The 15,407-nt window shown below is 67.8% G+C and carries 18 protein-coding genes; 12 read left to right on the top strand and 6 right to left on the bottom strand.

Going from position 1 to position 15,407, the window contains the following annotated elements; genetic code table 11:
- The first annotated feature begins 7 nt into the window (after positions 1-7).
- The 4 genes from fliR to fliS are packed head-to-tail and all read left to right on the top strand — an operon-like array spanning position 8 to position 3,817.
- Positions 8-781 (top strand): flagellar biosynthetic protein FliR, encoded by a 774-nt coding sequence (gene fliR / locus HNP52_RS04455; protein ID WP_184163008.1) that lies wholly within the window; start codon positions 8-10, stop codon positions 779-781.
- Positions 781-1,917: a flagellar type III secretion system protein FlhB gene (gene flhB / locus HNP52_RS04450; RefSeq protein ID WP_184163006.1), complete on the top strand. Its 1,137-nt coding sequence runs from the start codon at positions 781-783 to the stop codon at positions 1,915-1,917. The genes fliR and flhB overlap by 1 nt, the downstream gene beginning before the upstream one ends.
- 41 nt (positions 1,918-1,958) lie before the next feature.
- Positions 1,959-3,404, top strand: coding sequence for a flagellar filament capping protein FliD (fliD, locus tag HNP52_RS04445; RefSeq protein ID WP_184163003.1), 1,446 nt, complete (start codon positions 1,959-1,961; stop codon positions 3,402-3,404).
- Positions 3,386-3,817 carry a flagellar protein FliS gene (fliS, locus tag HNP52_RS04440; protein ID WP_311768399.1) on the top strand — a complete coding sequence of 144 codons (432 nt, stop codon included), beginning with the start codon at positions 3,386-3,388 and terminating at the stop codon, positions 3,815-3,817. The genes fliD and fliS overlap by 19 nt, the downstream gene beginning before the upstream one ends.
- Before the next feature lie 79 nt (positions 3,818-3,896).
- On the opposite strand, the gene HNP52_RS04435 is transcribed toward fliS, so the two are convergent.
- Entirely contained in the window at positions 3,897-4,982 is a 1,086-nt protein-coding gene (locus HNP52_RS04435) for a CaiB/BaiF CoA-transferase family protein (RefSeq protein ID WP_184163000.1), read from the bottom strand.
- Between the two features lie 96 nt (positions 4,983-5,078).
- On the opposite strand from HNP52_RS04435, the gene HNP52_RS04430 reads away from it, so the two are divergent.
- Together HNP52_RS04430 and HNP52_RS04425 are read left to right on the top strand one after the other, a co-directional pair.
- Positions 5,079-5,615 carry an NADPH-dependent FMN reductase gene (locus HNP52_RS04430; RefSeq protein WP_184162997.1) on the top strand — a complete coding sequence of 179 codons (537 nt, stop codon included), beginning with the start codon at positions 5,079-5,081 and terminating at the stop codon, positions 5,613-5,615.
- Positions 5,616-5,675: 60 nt separating this feature from the next.
- Complete coding sequence (locus HNP52_RS04425; RefSeq protein ID WP_184162994.1) at positions 5,676-6,224, top strand: response regulator transcription factor; 549 nt, start codon at positions 5,676-5,678, stop codon at positions 6,222-6,224.
- A 4-nt stretch (positions 6,225-6,228) separates the two neighbouring features.
- On the opposite strand, the gene HNP52_RS04420 is transcribed toward HNP52_RS04425, so the two are convergent.
- Genes HNP52_RS04420 through argH form a run of 5 tightly spaced genes read right to left on the bottom strand, consistent with a single transcriptional unit; the run spans position 6,229 to position 10,816 of the window.
- Positions 6,229-7,182 (bottom strand): CorA family divalent cation transporter, encoded by a 954-nt coding sequence (locus HNP52_RS04420; protein ID WP_184162991.1) that lies wholly within the window; start codon positions 7,180-7,182, stop codon positions 6,229-6,231.
- Positions 7,179-7,910, bottom strand: coding sequence for a bifunctional precorrin-2 dehydrogenase/sirohydrochlorin ferrochelatase (locus HNP52_RS04415; protein WP_184162988.1), 732 nt, complete (start codon positions 7,908-7,910; stop codon positions 7,179-7,181). The genes HNP52_RS04420 and HNP52_RS04415 overlap by 4 nt, the downstream gene beginning before the upstream one ends.
- Before the next feature lies 1 nt (position 7,911).
- Positions 7,912-9,171, bottom strand: a complete 1,260-nt coding sequence (gene lysA, locus HNP52_RS04410; RefSeq protein WP_184162986.1) for a diaminopimelate decarboxylase — start codon at positions 9,169-9,171, stop codon at positions 7,912-7,914.
- A gap of 20 nt (positions 9,172-9,191) precedes the next feature.
- Entirely contained in the window at positions 9,192-9,440 is a 249-nt protein-coding gene (locus HNP52_RS04405; protein ID WP_184162983.1) for a hypothetical protein, read from the bottom strand.
- Entirely contained in the window at positions 9,440-10,816 is a 1,377-nt protein-coding gene (argH, locus tag HNP52_RS04400; protein WP_184162980.1) for an argininosuccinate lyase, read from the bottom strand. The genes HNP52_RS04405 and argH overlap by 1 nt, the downstream gene beginning before the upstream one ends.
- Before the next feature lie 16 nt (positions 10,817-10,832).
- Between argH and HNP52_RS04395 the strand changes: the two genes are divergently transcribed.
- The 6 genes from HNP52_RS04395 to HNP52_RS04370 all read left to right on the top strand — a co-directional run bounded on the left by HNP52_RS04395 (position 10,833) and on the right by HNP52_RS04370 (position 15,355).
- The gene (locus HNP52_RS04395) at positions 10,833-11,420 is read left to right on the top strand and encodes a TlpA disulfide reductase family protein (protein ID WP_311768398.1); all 588 of its coding nucleotides are present in this window, start codon (positions 10,833-10,835) and stop codon (positions 11,418-11,420) included.
- 364 nt (positions 11,421-11,784) lie between these two features.
- A complete protein-coding gene (gene rutB / locus HNP52_RS04390) occupies positions 11,785-12,519 on the top strand; it encodes a pyrimidine utilization protein B (RefSeq protein WP_221416092.1) in 735 nt (244 codons plus the stop codon).
- 10 nt (positions 12,520-12,529) lie between these two features.
- On the top strand, positions 12,530-12,913 hold the full coding sequence (rutC, locus tag HNP52_RS04385; RefSeq protein WP_184162974.1) for a pyrimidine utilization protein C: 384 nt from the start codon (positions 12,530-12,532) through the stop codon (positions 12,911-12,913).
- Positions 12,913-13,689, top strand: a complete 777-nt coding sequence (gene rutD / locus HNP52_RS04380; protein ID WP_184162971.1) for a pyrimidine utilization protein D — start codon at positions 12,913-12,915, stop codon at positions 13,687-13,689. The genes rutC and rutD overlap by 1 nt, the downstream gene beginning before the upstream one ends.
- 4 nt (positions 13,690-13,693) lie before the next feature.
- Positions 13,694-14,758, top strand: coding sequence for a pyrimidine utilization protein A (gene rutA / locus HNP52_RS04375; RefSeq protein WP_184162968.1), 1,065 nt, complete (start codon positions 13,694-13,696; stop codon positions 14,756-14,758).
- A 66-nt stretch (positions 14,759-14,824) separates the two neighbouring features.
- On the top strand, positions 14,825-15,355 hold the full coding sequence (locus HNP52_RS04370; protein ID WP_184162965.1) for an RcnB family protein: 531 nt from the start codon (positions 14,825-14,827) through the stop codon (positions 15,353-15,355).
- Positions 15,356-15,407: the final 52 nt, after the last annotated feature.

The raw sequence follows: 15,407 nt of genomic DNA, 5'->3' as shown, positions 1-15,407 counted from the left end.
CGCCGCCATGCTGATGGGCTTCGGCCTCTCGATCGAGCCGCAGCTCTGGGCCTTGCTGTTCGCCATGGTGCGGATCGGCGCGGCCTTCATCGCGGCGCCGGTGTTCAGTGCAATGGCGATCCCGCTGCCCGCGCGCATCGCGCTTACCGGCGCGATCGGCGTGCTGGTGCTCAACGTCGCGCACGTCACTCCGCCGGCCGAGATCTTCTCGCTCACCACCTTCCTCGCGATCGCCGCCGAAGCGCTGACCGGGCTCGCCATGGGCTTTGTCCTGCAGGTCGCCTTCTCCGCGCCGATGGTGGCCAGCGAAGTCATCTCGATGTCGATGGGCCTGGGCTTTGCCAACACGGTCGATCCCAATAGCGGCCATGCCACCCCGGCGATCGGCACCTTCCTGTCGCTGATGCTCACCCTGATCTTCCTGTCGCTCGACGGGCACCTCGTCCTCGTCGAGCTGGTGGTGCGCAGCTATGACGTCATGCCCCCCGGCGCCTGGATCGCGCCCGAGCGGCTGCTCGGCATCGCGATGTTCGGCGGCTATACCTTCCTCGCCGGCCTGCTGCTTTCGCTGCCGATCGGCTTCCTGCTGCTCTGCCTCAACCTGATCGTCGGCATGCTCAGCCGCGCCGCGCCGGCGCTCAACCTGTTCGCGGTGGGCCTGCCCGCCAGCCTGCTCTTCGGCGTCGTCGCGATGCTGCTCGCGCTCCCTGCCATGGGGGACTACCTTGTCGTCATCGTCCGTGAAGCGCTCACGATGATGCCGCAGCTGGTGCTCGGCTGATGTCGGAGTCCGGCGGCGAAAAGACAGAAGCCCCAACAGCCAAGCGCAAGCGCAAGGCCATAGACGACGGGCAAATACTCAGCTCGAAGGATTTCGGCACCGCGCTGATCGTGCTGCTCGGCTGCAGCTGGATGATGTTCTTCGGCCCCTCGCTGGTCCGCGCCTGCAAGGAAGTGATGGTCGGCAGCTTCACCTTCGGCGTTGCGGACGTCGAGGATTTCGAGCCCTGGCGCCCGATCGCCGAGGCGGGGTGGAAGCTCGCCACCCCGATGCTCGCGCTGCTCCTGCTCGCGGTGATCGGCGCGATCCTCAGCCATGCCGGGCTTGCCGGCATCCGCTGGAACTCCAAGCTGTTCGCGCCCAAGGCGTCGCGGATCAACCCGGCCTCGGGGCTTGCTCGCATCTTCGGCCCCAATGGCTGGATCGAGCTGGGCAAGGGCCTGCTCAAGGTCGTGCTGCTCGGCAGCATCGGCACCTGGCTGCTGTGGTCGATGACGCGCCGCTCGCTCGGCCTGGTCGAGGCGGACCTGCACGGCGCGATCGGGGCGATGGGCGGCGAGTTCCTCACCCTGCTCTTCGTCATGGCGGGCGGATTGCTGCTGATCGCCGGCGTCGACCTGCCGATCCAGATCCTGCGCCACATGGCCAAGCTGCGCATGACCAAGCAGGAAGTGCGCGACGAGCACAAGGAGAGCGAAGGCTCGCCCGAGGCCAAGGCGGCCCAGCGCCAGCGCCAGCGCCAGATCCTCAAGGGCGGCTTCCGCAAGGCCGTGGCCACGGCGAACGTCGTCATCACCAATCCGACCCATTTCGCCGTCGCGCTGCGCTACGAACAGGGCAAGGACCAGGTCCCGGTGCTCGTCGCCAAGGGCCGCGGCGCGACCGCGCTGGCGATCCGCGAGCTCGCCGGCGAGCTCGACGTGCCGATCCTCGAAATCCCGCAGCTCGCCCGTGCGGTCTATTACACCAGCAAGGAAAACCAGGAGATCCGCGACGATCTCTACATGGCGGTCGCCACCGTGCTCGCCTTCGTCTTCCAGCTCAGCAAGCGCGCCAATGCGGTGATGCCGCCGGTCACCGTGCCCGACACCGCACTTTTCGACGAAAACGGCCGCAAACAGGCACGCGCGCACTAAAATCGGCGCGGCGCCGGCCGTTTACCGGGGGAGAGGTAGACATGACCACGACAACGGCCACCACTGCGACTCCGACGCCTTCGATCGCGACCACCCTTGGCACGGGATCGGGGATCGACATCACCGCGCTGGTCAATTCGCTGGTCACCAACGCGTTCACCAACAAGAACGCGATGCTCACCCAGAAGAATGACGCGCTGACCGCGCAGATTTCGCAGATCAGCACGATCAAGAGCAACATCAGCGACTTCTCGGCGGCGCTCACGTCGCTCACCGGTTCGGGCTCGCTGTCGACCCAGCCGACCAGCTCGAACACTGGCATCCTCAACATCACCCGTCTGCCCGGCGCCGACCTGTCGGGGCTCAGCGCCACCGTCGAGGTACGCCAGCTCGCCCAGGGCCAGGTGACCAGCTCGCAGCTCTTCTCGGGCGGCAGCGCGACGACGATCGGCACCGGCACGCTCACGCTCAGCTTCGGCACCGCCACGGTCACCGACGGCGCGATGACCGATTTCACCCAGGGGCCCGCCGCCTCGATCGACATCACGATCGGCTCGGGCAATTCCTCGCTCAAGGGCATCGCGGACGCGATCAATGCCAAGAAGGCGGGCGTCACCGCCTCGATCCTCAGCGACAACAATGGCGCGCGGCTGGTGCTGAAGAGCGCGACCGGCGCGTCGCAGGCCTTCACGCTCAGCGGCACCGGCGATCTGTCGGCGCTCAATGTCGGCGTCGGCGCGAGTGCGTCGGTCAATCAGGTCGCGCAGGACGCGCGCGTCGCGATGGACGGGGTCGAGGCGAAGTATCCGACCAACAGCATCTCGGGCCTGATCCCCGGCGCGCGGCTCGATCTCGTCGCGGCGCAGGTCGGCACCAAGGTGGCGATCGGCGCGGCTACGCCCACCGCGGCGATCAGCCAGGCGGTCACCAACTTCGTCGATACCTATAACCAGGTGCTGAAGTCGGTACAGGACGCCACCGATCCGATCACCGGCCCCTTGCGCACCGATCCGGCGGCCAAGGACCTGCTGCGCCAGCTCAAGAGCCTGTCGCTCGCCGAGCTCGTGCCGGGTGCCACCGACGATGTGCCGCACAAGCTCGCGGATATCGGCATCAAGACCAATCGCGACGGCACGCTTTCGGTCGACAGCACCCGCCTGTCCAAGGTGCTCTCCACCTATCCGGACGATGTCGAGGCGATCTTCGCGGAAGGCGCGGGGATCAGCAAGGCGCTGTCCAGCCTGGTCGCCACCGCGATCGGCAGCAGCACGGCCGGCAAGGAAACCGGCCTCACGTCCAGCAACAAGACCTATACCAAGCAGCTGGACAAGCTTGCCGAGCAGCAGGACAAGATCGTCAGCGACACCGCCAATATGCGCGAGCGCATGACGCAGCAATTCGCCGCGATGGACGCCAAGGTCGCCGCCTACAAGTCGACCCAGAGCTTCCTGACGCAGCAGATCGCCGCGTGGAACAGCAGCAGCTGATGCGCTACGCCTCGGTTCTCGCCGCCAACCCCGCGGAAACCTATCGCCAGATCGACATTGTCGGCCGTGCCGCCGGCGGCGATCCGCACGCGCTGGTCGGCCTGCTCTATGAGGAAGGCGTCGCTGCGTTGCGCACCGCCGCTTGGGCGGTCGAGCGGGGCAATTACGCCGTGCGCGGCGAGCGGGTCGCGCGGGCGACGGCGATCCTGTTCGCGCTCGAGGCCGGGCTCGATTTCGAGAAGGGCGGCGATGTCTCCAAGACGCTCGCCACCTTCTATCACGGCCTGCGCGGCCAGATCCTGCAGGCTGCGGTCGGCACCGATCCCGCGCCGTTCCGCGACGCGGCGAACAGCCTCGACGAGATCGCCCGCGCCTGGAGCAGCCTGAAGACCGCCTCCGGCCCGGCGGCCTAGGGGCCGACACGCAACCTTTTCAGTTCCCCGGCGAACGCCGGGGAGCCACGAGCCCAACCAATCCTGAATGCAGGCCGCCCTAGGCCGCCCCCCAACGCCCCAGCACCTCCTCCACGCTCTCGTCCACCGGCGGCAGCGCCTCGGCGGGCGTTGCCGAGAAGCGCGGCGTCGGCACGGGCTGCAGGCCGCCGTCCAGCGCCGCGAAGGTGCCGCGCGCGCGGTTCTGCGGATGGAGCGGTGCCTCGGTCAGCGAGAGCACCGGCGTCACGCAGCCATCGCCGCTCTCGAACAGTGCCGCCCATTCGTCGCGCCCCCGCGAAGCAAAGGCGGCGGCAAGCGCCTCGGTCAGCGCCGGCCATGCGGCGCGGTCATATGGGTCGAACCGGTCCGCCGCGATCCCCAGCCCGGCGCACAGCGCGCGGAAGGCCTGGGGCTCGAGCGCGCCCACCGCGACATGGCGGCCATCGGCACAGGCATAGCAGCGATAATAGGGCGCGCCGCCATCGACCATGTTGGCCGTGCGCGCATCGACCCAGCGACCCGAGGCGTGGAGCGCATAATAGAGCGACATCATCGAAGCGACGCCGTCGACCTGCGACGCTTCGATCACCTGGCCGCGCCCGGTGGCCTGGGCGGCGAGGATGCCGGAGACCAGCCCGAGCGCGAGATACAGCGCGCCGCCGGCATATTCGCCGATCAGGTTGAGCGGCGGCACCGGCGCGGCGGCTGGGCCGATCGCATGGAGCGCGCCGGACAAGGCGAGATGGTTGATGTCGTTGCCGGGCGTGCCGGCAAGCGGTCCCTCGCGGCCCCAGCCGCTGGTGCGGGCATAGACCAGCCGGGGATTGAGCGCGAGGCAGCGCGCCGGATCGAGGCCGATCTGCTCCGCCACGCCGGGGCGATAGCCCTCGATCACGCCATCGGCCTCGGCGATCAGCGACAGCGCCTGCTCGCGCCCCGCCGCCTGGCTGAGGTCGAGCAGCACCTGCGATCGGCCGCGATAGAGCGGCGCGGCCACGGTGCTGCCCTCGCTGCCCGGACGGCGGATCCGGATCACGTCGCAGCCCAGGTCGGCAAGCAGCATGCCGGCGAATAGCACCGTACCCGGCATATCGAGTTCGACGATGCGCAGCCCCGCCAGCGGACCGTGCGTTGCTGCGACCATTTGGCTCCCCCATGCGCGATTCTGCCGATGCATAGCCGCAGCCCGCACCTCAGGTCCACGCTGGCGCTTGCCGAGCCTTTGGGCTAGCGGGAAGCCATGTCGGCACCTCATATCGTCGCATTGGGCGGCACCCTGCGACCCGAATCCGCCACTGGACGCCTGCTCGCGGTCACGCTCGCCAAGGCCGAGGCGCGGGGCGCCCGCACCACCTTGCTCACCGGCGAGGCGATCGCCTTCCCGCATTACGAGCCGGGCAATGTCGAGGGCAATCCGGCGGTGATGCGCTATCTTGAGGCGCTGCGCTCGGCCGATGCGGTGATCGTCGGCTCGCCCGGCTATCACGGCACGCTGTCGGGGCTGGTCAAGACCGCGCTCGATTATGTCGAGGCGATGAGCAAGGACGATCGCCCCTATTTCGACGGGCTGCCGGTCGGCCTGATCGCCACCGCGGCGGGCTGGCAGGCGGCGGTCTCGACGCTGCAGGCGCTCCGCACCATCACCCATGCGCTGCGCGGCTGGCCGACGCCGATGGGCCTGGCGATCAACACGATCGAGCCGGGCGACGCGCTCGACAAATGCAGCGGCCCGATGGACGTGATGGTCGGCCAGATCTTCAGCTTCCTCGAGCGCTGATCGGGCTGGTTGCGCGCCGCTTAACTGTTTCGTGATTGTTGCAGCGCTATATTACCGGCCATGGACGAGGCTTCGGCACAGGAAGGCATTGGCAATCGCCGACGTGCCACGCGCACCATTCTGGCGGTCGATGACAGCCGGACCAACCTGCATGTCCTCGCGCATCGGCTCGGCCAGCTCGGCTATCTCGTCGTGCTGGCGGACAGCGGCACCCAGGCGCTCGAGCTGATCTCCGCACGCGGTTTCGACATGGTGCTGGTCGATCGGGTGATGCCCGAAGTCTCCGGCCTGCACGTGCTGCAGGAGATCCGCGGCACGCGTGACACTTCGGACATGCCGGTGATCGTGGTGACCGGCCAGGACGATCCCGCCGGCGCGGTCGAGGCGCTGCAGGCCGGCGCCGACGATTATCTCGCCAAGCCCTACAGCTTCGAGGAGCTGGCCGCCCGCATCGAGCGCACGATGACGCGCTCGGACCGGATGGAAGAGCTCAAGCGGTCGAACCTTGCGCTCGATGCCCGCATCGCCGCGCGCGCGATCGAACTGGGCGAGGCGCGCAGCGAGCTTGCGGCCGCCCGTGCCGAGCTGGATCGCCTCCAGCGCGCCTGAGCGCCTAGCGTTCGAACCAGTGCCGGCGGAGGAAATAGCCGGTGATCAGCACCGCGACGGCAACGCACAGCGCCACCACGCCCCAGAACGCCCAGGGCTCATGCGCCCAGGGAATGCCGGCCACGTTCATGCCGAGCAGGCCGGTGATGAAGGTCAGCGGCAGGAACACCATCGCCACCACCGCGATCATCAGCGAGCGCTGGTCGATCAGTTCCGAACGCAGGTCGGTCAGCGTCTCGTGCGTCAGCGCGGCGCGCTCGCGGATGCTCTCCAGCTCTTCCGCCATGCGTGCGGCGCGGTCGGCGGCGGCGGCGAGATGGAGCCGGTCGTCCTCGGCCAGCCATTCCACCGGCAGGCCCGCGAGCTTCTCCAGCGCGGCGCGCTGCGGATAGAGGAAGCGGCGCAGGCCGATCGCCTTGACCCGGGTCTCGTTGACCAGCCGGCGCAGGTCGAAGGCGCGGTGGCGGGAGATCTGCTCCTCGCAATCGTCGAGCGAATCGCCCAGCTCGGCGACCATCGGATCGAGTTCCTCGGTGATCGCCTGGGCGATCGCGGCGATCAGGTCGCCCGGATCGAGGACCTTGCCGTCCTCGACCAGCTTGCGCACCGGCTGCACCGCGTTGAGCTGCTTGCGCGAGACCGAGAAGACGCAGCCGCCATGCGCGTACATCCGGATCGAGGCGAGCGGATCGGAGGTGTCGAGCGCATCGGAGGACATGCCGCGCAGGTTGATCAGCGCCGCCGGGCCGAACAGGTCGCAGCGCGGGCGGGTTTCCATCGCGGTCAGCGCTTCGATCACCGGCTGGGCGAGCTTGGCCTCGCCGCTCAGCCAGAGCTGGGCACGCTCGTCATTGGTATTGAGATGGATCCAGCTCAGCGCGGCATCCTTGCCCAGCGCTTCCTTCAGGATCGGCTGCTCCACCTTCCCGTCATGGACGATATACGCAAAGCCGCTCATGCGCCGGGCTCCAGCCAGATCGAGAGCCCGGGGCCGGGCGCTTCGGGTGGGGCGGAGCAGGCGATGCGCGGCGCATCGGCGCGGGCGCGGTTCAGGATGGCGGTCGGCACGCCGGGAAAATGGTACACCCGCTCGGCCTGCGCAAGCGCGCGCGCCTGGCGCAGCGTTAGATCGTCGGGATCGTCCGAGGCAAGCGTGATGCGCACCAGCCGGGCGTCTTCCGGCGCCCGCATGCGCGCAACCACGTCGCTGCCCAGTCCTTCCGCCAGCGCCGCGCCGATCGCGCGGCGGCGATCGGCGATGTCGGGAAAGCGTGCGCGCAGCTCCGTGCGCGCTGCATGGAGCGCCTTTGCGGTCTCGCCCAGGTCGGCGGGAAGCTCGGTCTCCAGCCTCTGGCGCAGCGCTGCGGCGAGCCCGGCGGAGACGCCGCCGGTGCCGATCGCCACCAGCACGGGATCGCGCTCGACGATCGCGGGCAGGGTGAAGTCGCACAGGTCCGGGCGGTCGACGGTGTTCACCAGCACCCCGCGGGAACGCAGCCGCGCGACAATCGGTTCGGGCTCGTCCGCCGCGACGATCGCCAGCGATGCCTGCGCTTCCTCGCCGACGATCTCGGCGCCCGCGCGTTCGAGCAGCCGGCGCTTGGCCTCCGCGGCCTCACCGCTGCCGATCAGGATCACCGGCCGCCCTGCCAGCTTCACGAAGATCGGCAGGGCGGTCAGCGTCATCTTACTTCAGCCAGTCCGGAACCTGTTCTTCGCCCATGATCGTCTCGGCGGTGATCCGCCCCGCGACCAGTTCGAATCGCTCCCCCGACACCAGCACCTCGGGCACCAGCGCGCGGCTGTTGTAGGTGCTCGCCATGGTCGCGCCATAGGCGCCGGCGCTCTGCAGCACCGCCAGGTCGCCGCTCTTCAGTGCGTCGATCTCGCGATTCTTCAGGAACACGTCGCTGCTCTCGCACACCGGGCCGCAGACATTGGCGACCATGGTCTCGCCGCTCGGCGTCACCGAGGCAAAGCCATGATAGGCGTCGTACAGCGCGACGCGCTGCAGGTCGTTCATCGCCGCGTCGACCACCACCCAGGGATTGGTCACGCCCGGCTTCACCCACAGCACTTCGGTGAGCAGCACGCCGGCATTGGCCGAGATGTGGCGGCCGGGCTCGAACATCAGCTCGACATCCCAGTCCTTCGTCACCCGCGCGACCATCTCGCCGAACGCTGCCGAGGTCGGCGGCACGTCCTCCGGCTTGTAGGCCACGCCCAGGCCGCCGCCCAGGTCGACATGGGTGATCGTGTGGCCGGCGGCGCGCAGCTCGGCGACGAGCTTGCCGACGCGCTCGAACGCGGCTTCCAGCGGCGCCAGGCTGAGCAGCTGGCTGCCGATATGCACGGCGACGCCGCGCAGGTTGATGCCTTCCAGCTTCGCCAGCCGGTCGAAGATCGCCGGGGCCTGGTCGATCGGCAGGCCGAACTTGTTCTCGGCCTTGCCGGTCGAGATCTTCTCGTGCGTGCCGGCATCGACGTCCGGGTTCACGCGCAGCGCCGCCGGGGCGACCATGCCCTTGCTATGCGCGATCTCGGCAAGGACGACGCCCTCTTCCTCGAGCTCGAGGTTGAACTGGCCGATTCCGGCGTCGAGCGCCTGGTGGAGTTCCTTGCGGGTCTTGCCGACGCCGGAGAACACCACGTCCTTGGCCGGGATGCCCGCCGCGAGCGCGCGCGACAGCTCGCCGCCCGAGACGACATCGGCGCCGAAGCCCTCATTGGCGAGCAGGCGCAGCACCGCGAGGTTCGGATTGGCCTTCACCGCGAAGGCGACATGGTGCCGGCCGACCGGTTCCAGCCCCTTGCGGAAGGCGCGGGCGGCCTCGCGAAAGGCCTCGGTCGAATAGACATAGACGGGCGTGCCGATTGCTTCGGCGATGCGGGCGAGCGGAACATTCTCGGCGTGCAGGGTGCCGCCGATCACTTCGAAATGGGACACGGGAAAACTTCCTATTGGGCTTAGCGCGGCGGCAGGTCGTAGGCGTCGCTGCGCCGCTGGTCCGAACTCTGGATAAGGTCGTCGCTACGTGCCGGGCGCGTCTGGACGGGCGGGTTGAGCAGGTCTCCGGGCGACGGCGTCGCAGTCGCGCCATAGGGCGCTGCCGGCAGCGACGCCGTCGCCGCGGGTTTGAGCGCCGAACGGTTGCCGCAGCTCGCCAGGGCAAGTCCGCCCACCAGGGCCAGGGTCAGCAGCACCAGTCGCTTCATCACGCTTCCTCCTCGCGGCTCTTGCGCGCCGCCGCGATGGCTTCCCGTACCCGCTTCGGCGAAGTGCCGCCAAAGCTCGTCCGGCTCGATACCGAGGCATCGACGCTCAGAACGTCATATACGCGTTCATCGATCCGTGCGTCGATTTCCTTGAGTTGGGTGATCGATAGCTGATCGAGACGGATGCTTGCCGCTTCCGCCGCCGCCACCGCGCGTCCGGTGATGTGGTGCGCCTCGCGGAACGGGATGCCGCCCTCGCGCACCAGCCAGTCGGCCAGGTCGGTGGCGGTCGAGAAGCCGGCCTCGGCGGCGGCGCGCATCCGGTCGAGCCGGAAGGTCGCGCTTTCCACCATGCCGGTCATCGCCGCGATGCTGAGGCCGAGCAGGTCATGCGCCTCGAACACCGGCGGCTTGTCGTCCTGCATGTCCTTCGAATAGGCGAGCGGCAGGCCCTTCATCGTGATCATCAGCGAGACGAGCGCGCCGGTGATCCGGCCGCTGTGCCCGCGCACCAGTTCAGCGGCGTCGGGATTGCGCTTCTGCGGCATGATCGAGCTGCCGGTCGACCATTGGTCGCTCAGCGACACGAAGCCGAAGGGCTGGCTTGCCCAGATCACGAATTCCTCGGCCAGGCGGCTGAGATGCAGCGCGGCCTGCGACGCGGCTGTGAGATATTCGATGGCGAAGTCGCGGTCGGAAACCGAATCGAGCGAGTTGCGCGTCGGCCCGTCGAAGCCGAGCGCCTTTGCCGTCGCTTCGCGGTCGAGGTTGAATCCGGTGCCGGCCAGCGCCGCCGAGCCGAGCGGGCAGAGATTGAGGCGCGCACGGGCATCGCGAAGCCGCGAGCGGTCGCGCGCGAACATCTCGAAATAGGCCATCAGGTGATGGCCGAGCGTCACCGGCTGGGCGACCTGGAGATGGGTGAAGCCCGGCATCACGCTGTCGGCATGTTCCTCGGCACGTGCCAGCAGTGCGTCCTGCAGCGCGCCCAGCGCCGCTTCGGCCTGGTCGACCGCGTCGCGCACCCACAGGCGGAAGTCGGTTGCCACCTGGTCGTTGCGCGAGCGCGCGGTGTGCAGGCGGCCCGCGGTCGGGCCGATCTTCTGCGCCAGCCGCGATTCGGCGAGCATGTGGATGTCTTCGAGGGCCAGGTCCTCGGGCACGCCCTCGGCTTCGAAATCGGTCGCGACTTCGCTCAGGCCCGCATGGATCGCCGCTGCGTCCTCGGCCGCAACGATGCCCTGCGCACCCAGCATGGTCACATGCGCCTGGCTGCCGCGCAGATCCTGACGCCACATCCGCTTGTCGAAGGGAATGGATGCGTTAATCTCGCGCATGACTGCAGACGGGCCTTCGGCGAAGCGCCCACCCCACATGGCATTGGAGCTGTCCTTGCGCTCGGCTATCTCACTTCTCCTGCTCGGCACCCTGATGATCGCGGGGTGCGATAAGCGCTCCGGGCCCGGAAGCCAAGCAAACGAAACTATCTCCGCCGCTAATGCGGCATCGGAAGCGGCGCCGGCCGCTGCCGTCGCCGACAAGGGGCAGCTCGATCGCAGCCACAAGGGTGAGGCCGCGCCGGACTTCGCGTTCGTCGATCCGATGGGCAAGAAGGTCACGCTGGCGGCGTTCAAGGGCAAGCCGGTGCTCCTCAACCTCTGGGCGACCTGGTGCATTCCCTGCCGCGCCGAGATGCCGACGCTTGATGCGCTGGCCGGGAAGAAGGGCGATGCGCTGCCGGTGATCACGCTCAGCCAGGACCTGAAGGGCCGCGAGCTGGTCGATCCCTATTTCGCCAAGGCGGGGTTCAAGAACCTCAAGCCCTGGACCGACCCGGACATGGCGTTCAGCCTCGGCATGAACGCCAACCTGCCTACCACCATCCTCTATGATTCGGCCGGCAAGGAAGTCTGGCGCCTGGCGGGCGAGATGGACTGGGCGGGCGCCAAGGCGGCGGCCCTGCTCGCCGAGGCGAGCTAGTATTGCCCTCCCCGTTTCCCCGGCGAAAGCCGGGGCCCAGGGTTTCTCTGCCGTATCGCTTTTGGTTCTGGGCCCCGGCTTTCGCCGGGGAAACGAAACGGCATGCTGCACCTTGCAATGTAGGATTTCGCCTGCTCGGCTCGAGCGCCCGGCTCCCCGTGCCGTGGCTCCTTGACGCTGTAGGAAAGATAGGATCAGCCGCGCGCAATGATCGTGCGAGATGTGGCGCTTTCCCGAGGAAATAGGGAAAATAGCGGCCCGCAAAATCCGCTTTTGGCCTGTACTTCGTGTACTTTGGCGAGGCGGGCCGGCCCCTGATGTAGGGGGCTTGTGCGCCGCGCCATTCTCGGGAACACTCCTCGAAATGACAGGCGAACCTACCGTCGGGCGCGACCTCCAGGGGCCGCGCATCGTCACGCTTCCCGCCCGGCCCGAGCCGATCCGCGTGCATGCCGATGAAACGGCGATCGTCGTGATCGACATGCAGAACGCCTATGCCTCGCCCGGCGGCTATGTCGACCAGGCCGGCTTCGACATATCGGGATCGGCGGGCACGATTCATAAGATCGCTGCGGTGCTCGACACCGCCCGTGCCGCCGGCATGCCGGTCGTCTACCTCCAGAATGGCTGGGACCCCGATTATGTCGAGGCGGGCGGCCCCGGCTCGCCCAACTGGCACAAGTCCAATGCGCTGAAGACGATGCGCCAGCGTCCCGAGCTCAGCGGCAAGCTGCTGGCGCGCGGTACCTGGGACTACGAGCTGGTCGATGCGCTGGCGCCGAAGCCCGGCGACATCCGCCTCCACAAGACCCGCTACAGCGCCTTCTTCAACTCGCAGCTCGATTCGACGCTGCGCGCGCGGGGGATCCGCAACATCGTCTTTGTCGGCATCGCCACCAATGTCTGCGTCGAGAGCACGCTGCGCGACGGCTTCCACCTCGAATATTTCGGGGTGATGCTGGAGGATGCGACGCATCATCTCGGCCCGCCGATGATGCAGGAAGCCACGGTCTACAATGTCGAGAAGTTCTTCGGCTGGGTCTCCACCACCGCCGATTTCTGCGGCAGCTTCGGCCAGTTGCCCGGCCAGGATTCTTAAGGAGCAAGCGATGCCGTTCGAGCCGATCAACCCGCCCCAGTTCCCCACGCCGATCGCCCCCTATTCGGCGGGCGCCAAGGCCGGGAACACGGTCTATGTCTCGGGCGTGCTCGCGCTCGGCGAGGGCGGCATCGTCCTCCATGTCGGTGATGCCGCGGGCCAGACCCGGCACATCCTCGAAGTCATCAAGACCACGCTTGAGGCGGCTGGCGCGACCCTGGAGGACGTGGCGATGAACCACATCTTCCTCAAGGATTTCGCCGATTACCCCGTCTTCAACCAGATCTATGCCGAGTATTTCCCCGGTGCGAAGCCGGCGCGCTATTGCATCAAGGCGGATCTGGTGAAGCCCGATTGCCTGGTTGAGATCGCCTCGGTGGCGCATATCGGCTGATGCCTGAGGCGGCGGGTCTCTATTATGAGGAACATGGCAGCGGACCGCCGCTGATCCTCTCCGCCGGCATGGGCGGATCGGGCAATTACTGGCGGCTCAACCTGCCCGCGCTCGCCGCGCGTTTCCGCGTCATCCTCTACGATCACCGCGGCACCGCCCGCTCGGACCGGACGGTCACCCCGAAGCTGGAAAGCATCGGCGACGATATCCGGCTGCTGATGGACGAACTCGGGATCGAGAAGGCCTCGATCCTCGGTCATGCGATTGGCGGCATGGGCGGATTGAGCCTCGCGCTCGACGCGCCGGAGCGGGTCGGGCGGCTGGTGGTGGTTAATGGCTGGGGGCGGCTCGATCCCTATACCAGGCGCTGCTTCGATGCCCGGCTGGCGCTGCTGCGCGCGTACGGCGCCGGCAAATATGTCGATGCCCAGCCGATCTTCCTGTTCCCGCCGCAATGGATCTCCGAGAATAGCGACCGGCTGGACGAAGAGGCCAGGCACCATGTCGCCGGTTTCCCGGTCGAGATGGTCGAGGCGCGCATCCTCGAGGCGCTTGCGTTCGACCTGATCGATCGGCTGGAGGCGACGGCGTTCGCGACACCGGTGCTGCTGCTCGCCAGCGACGACGATGCGCTGGTCCCGCCGCATTGCTCGGAGCGGCTTGCGCAAGCCATTCCGGGGGCGCAACTTGTCCGGATGCCCTGGGGAGGGCACGCCTGCAACGTTACCGATCCGACGGGCTTCGAAGCCCGCGTGCTCGCATTTCTGGGGAGCTAATCACATGGAAGTCGGCGTCTTCGTTCCCATCAACAACAATGGCTGGCTGATCAGCGAGAACGCGCCGCAGTACATGCCGAGCTTCGACATGAACAAGGCGATCGCGCTCAAGGCCGAGGAGCATGGCCTCGATTTCCTGCTCTCGATGATCAAGCTGCGCGGGTTCGGCGGCAAGACCGAGTTCTGGGAATATGGGCTGGAGAGCTTCACGCTGATGGCCGGCCTCGCCGCCGTCACCGAGAAGATCAAGATCTATGCCACCTGCCCCACGCTGATCATCCCGCCGGCCTTTGCCGCGCGGATGTGCAACACGATCGATTCGATCAGCCATGGCCGCTTCGGGCTCAACCTGATCACCGGCTGGCAGCGCCCCGAATACAGCCAGATGGGCTTGTGGCCAGGCGACGAGCATTTCCGCAATCGCTACCAGATGCTCGACGAATACGCCCAGATCCTGCGCGAGCTGTGGGAGACCGGGCGCAGCGATCTGAAGGGCGAATATTACCAGATGGACGATTGCCTCGTCCGCCCCACGCCGCAGGGCGACATGAAGATCATCTGCGCCGGCTCGTCGGACGAAGGCCTCGCCTTCTCGGCCAAATGGGCGGACTATGCCTTCTGCCTCGGCAAGGGCGTCAACACGCCGACCGCCTTCGCCTTCAACAACGAGCGCCTCGCCGAGGCGACCGCGAAGACCGGGCGCGACGTGAAGGTGTTCGTGCTGATCATGGTGATCGCCGACGAGACCGACGAGGCGGCGATGGCCAAGTGGCAGTCGTACCGCGACGGCCTGGATATCGATGCGGTGCGCTGGCTGATCGACCAGGGCGCGGCCGACAAGAACAACCCGACGACCAATGTCCGCCAGCTCGCGGCGCCGGAGGGCGCGGTGAACATCAACATGGGGACGCTGGTCGGCAGCTATGAAAGCGTCGCGCGGATGCTCGACGAAATGGCCGAAGTGCCGAACACCGGCGGCGTGCTGCTGACCTTCGACGACTTCCTGGAGGGCGTCGAGAATTTCGGCACCCGCATCCAGCCGCTGATGAAGAGCCGGCAGAAGGGTTGATCCGGCGCAGCTTTTCCGGGGGTGGATCGTTTCGGGGGTGGGTTTTTCTCGAAGTCGGAGAGTAGCATGAAGAAGCTGACTTCCCTCGCCGCAATGGCGATCCTCCTGGCCCCGGCGCTTGCCGAGGCGCAGCAGCACCGTCCGGGCGGCGATCGCCCCGGCCAATCCGGCCAGCGCCCGCCTTCGGGAGGGAACCACGGTGACCCCGGTGGACCGGGCGGTCCTGGCCGGCCCAATCCCGGGCATCCGGGGACCCGTCCGCCCGCGCCGCGCCCGCCGGTGGTGCGTCCGCCTTCGCCGCGTCCGCCGGTCGCCCGCCCGCCGCACCGGCCCGGCGCCGGCCGTCCGCCGCAGTTCCGGCCGATCCACCGCCCGCCCTTCCGCTATCCGCCCGGCTATCGCTACCAGCGCTGGTCGATCGGCGGGCTGCTGCCGCTGCTCTTCCTGTCGAACAACTATTATTATGACAGCTGGTACGATCTCGGCCTCGGCGCGCCGCCCCCGGGCTATCGCTGGGTGCGCTACGGTCCGGACCTGCTGCTGGTGAACATCCGCACCCGCCGCGTCGTCGATGTGATCCGCGGCGCCTTCTACTGATCTGGAACGAAAAGGGGCGGCCCGGACAATCCGGACCGCCCCCCCTTTTCCG

It is taken from the genome of Sphingomonas kyeonggiensis (genome assembly GCF_014204495.1).
GTDB classification, from domain to species: Bacteria; Pseudomonadota; Alphaproteobacteria; order Sphingomonadales; family Sphingomonadaceae; genus Sphingomonas; species Sphingomonas kyeonggiensis_A.
Note: the sequence above shows the minus strand (reverse complement) of the source record. Positions and strands in the feature narration are given on the sequence as shown.

What these genes read in the sequence shown, in the direction of transcription:
- rutC (WP_184162974.1), top strand. Translation starts at nt 12,530, where the DNA reads ATGCCGTTCGAGCCGATCAACCCGCCCCAGTTCCCCACGCCGATCGCC.
- HNP52_RS04435 (WP_184163000.1), bottom strand. Translation starts at nt 4,982, where the DNA reads ATGGTCGCAGCAACGCACGGTCCGCTGGCGGGGCTGCGCATCGTCGAA.
- HNP52_RS04420 (WP_184162991.1), bottom strand. Translation starts at nt 7,182, where the DNA reads ATGAGCGGCTTTGCGTATATCGTCCATGACGGGAAGGTGGAGCAGCCG.
- HNP52_RS04430 (WP_184162997.1), top strand. Translation starts at nt 5,079, where the DNA reads ATGTCGGCACCTCATATCGTCGCATTGGGCGGCACCCTGCGACCCGAA.
- rutB (WP_221416092.1), top strand. Translation starts at nt 11,785, where the DNA reads ATGACAGGCGAACCTACCGTCGGGCGCGACCTCCAGGGGCCGCGCATC.
- fliR (WP_184163008.1), top strand. Translation starts at nt 8, where the DNA reads ATGCTGATGGGCTTCGGCCTCTCGATCGAGCCGCAGCTCTGGGCCTTG.
- HNP52_RS04425 (WP_184162994.1), top strand. Translation starts at nt 5,676, where the DNA reads ATGGACGAGGCTTCGGCACAGGAAGGCATTGGCAATCGCCGACGTGCC.
- rutD (WP_184162971.1), top strand. Translation starts at nt 12,913, where the DNA reads ATGCCTGAGGCGGCGGGTCTCTATTATGAGGAACATGGCAGCGGACCG.
- HNP52_RS04370 (WP_184162965.1), top strand. Translation starts at nt 14,825, where the DNA reads ATGAAGAAGCTGACTTCCCTCGCCGCAATGGCGATCCTCCTGGCCCCG.
- rutA (WP_184162968.1), top strand. Translation starts at nt 13,694, where the DNA reads ATGGAAGTCGGCGTCTTCGTTCCCATCAACAACAATGGCTGGCTGATC.
- argH (WP_184162980.1), bottom strand. Translation starts at nt 10,816, where the DNA reads ATGTGGGGTGGGCGCTTCGCCGAAGGCCCGTCTGCAGTCATGCGCGAG.
- flhB (WP_184163006.1), top strand. Translation starts at nt 781, where the DNA reads ATGTCGGAGTCCGGCGGCGAAAAGACAGAAGCCCCAACAGCCAAGCGC.
- fliD (WP_184163003.1), top strand. Translation starts at nt 1,959, where the DNA reads ATGACCACGACAACGGCCACCACTGCGACTCCGACGCCTTCGATCGCG.
- HNP52_RS04405 (WP_184162983.1), bottom strand. Translation starts at nt 9,440, where the DNA reads ATGAAGCGACTGGTGCTGCTGACCCTGGCCCTGGTGGGCGGACTTGCC.
- HNP52_RS04415 (WP_184162988.1), bottom strand. Translation starts at nt 7,910, where the DNA reads ATGACGCTGACCGCCCTGCCGATCTTCGTGAAGCTGGCAGGGCGGCCG.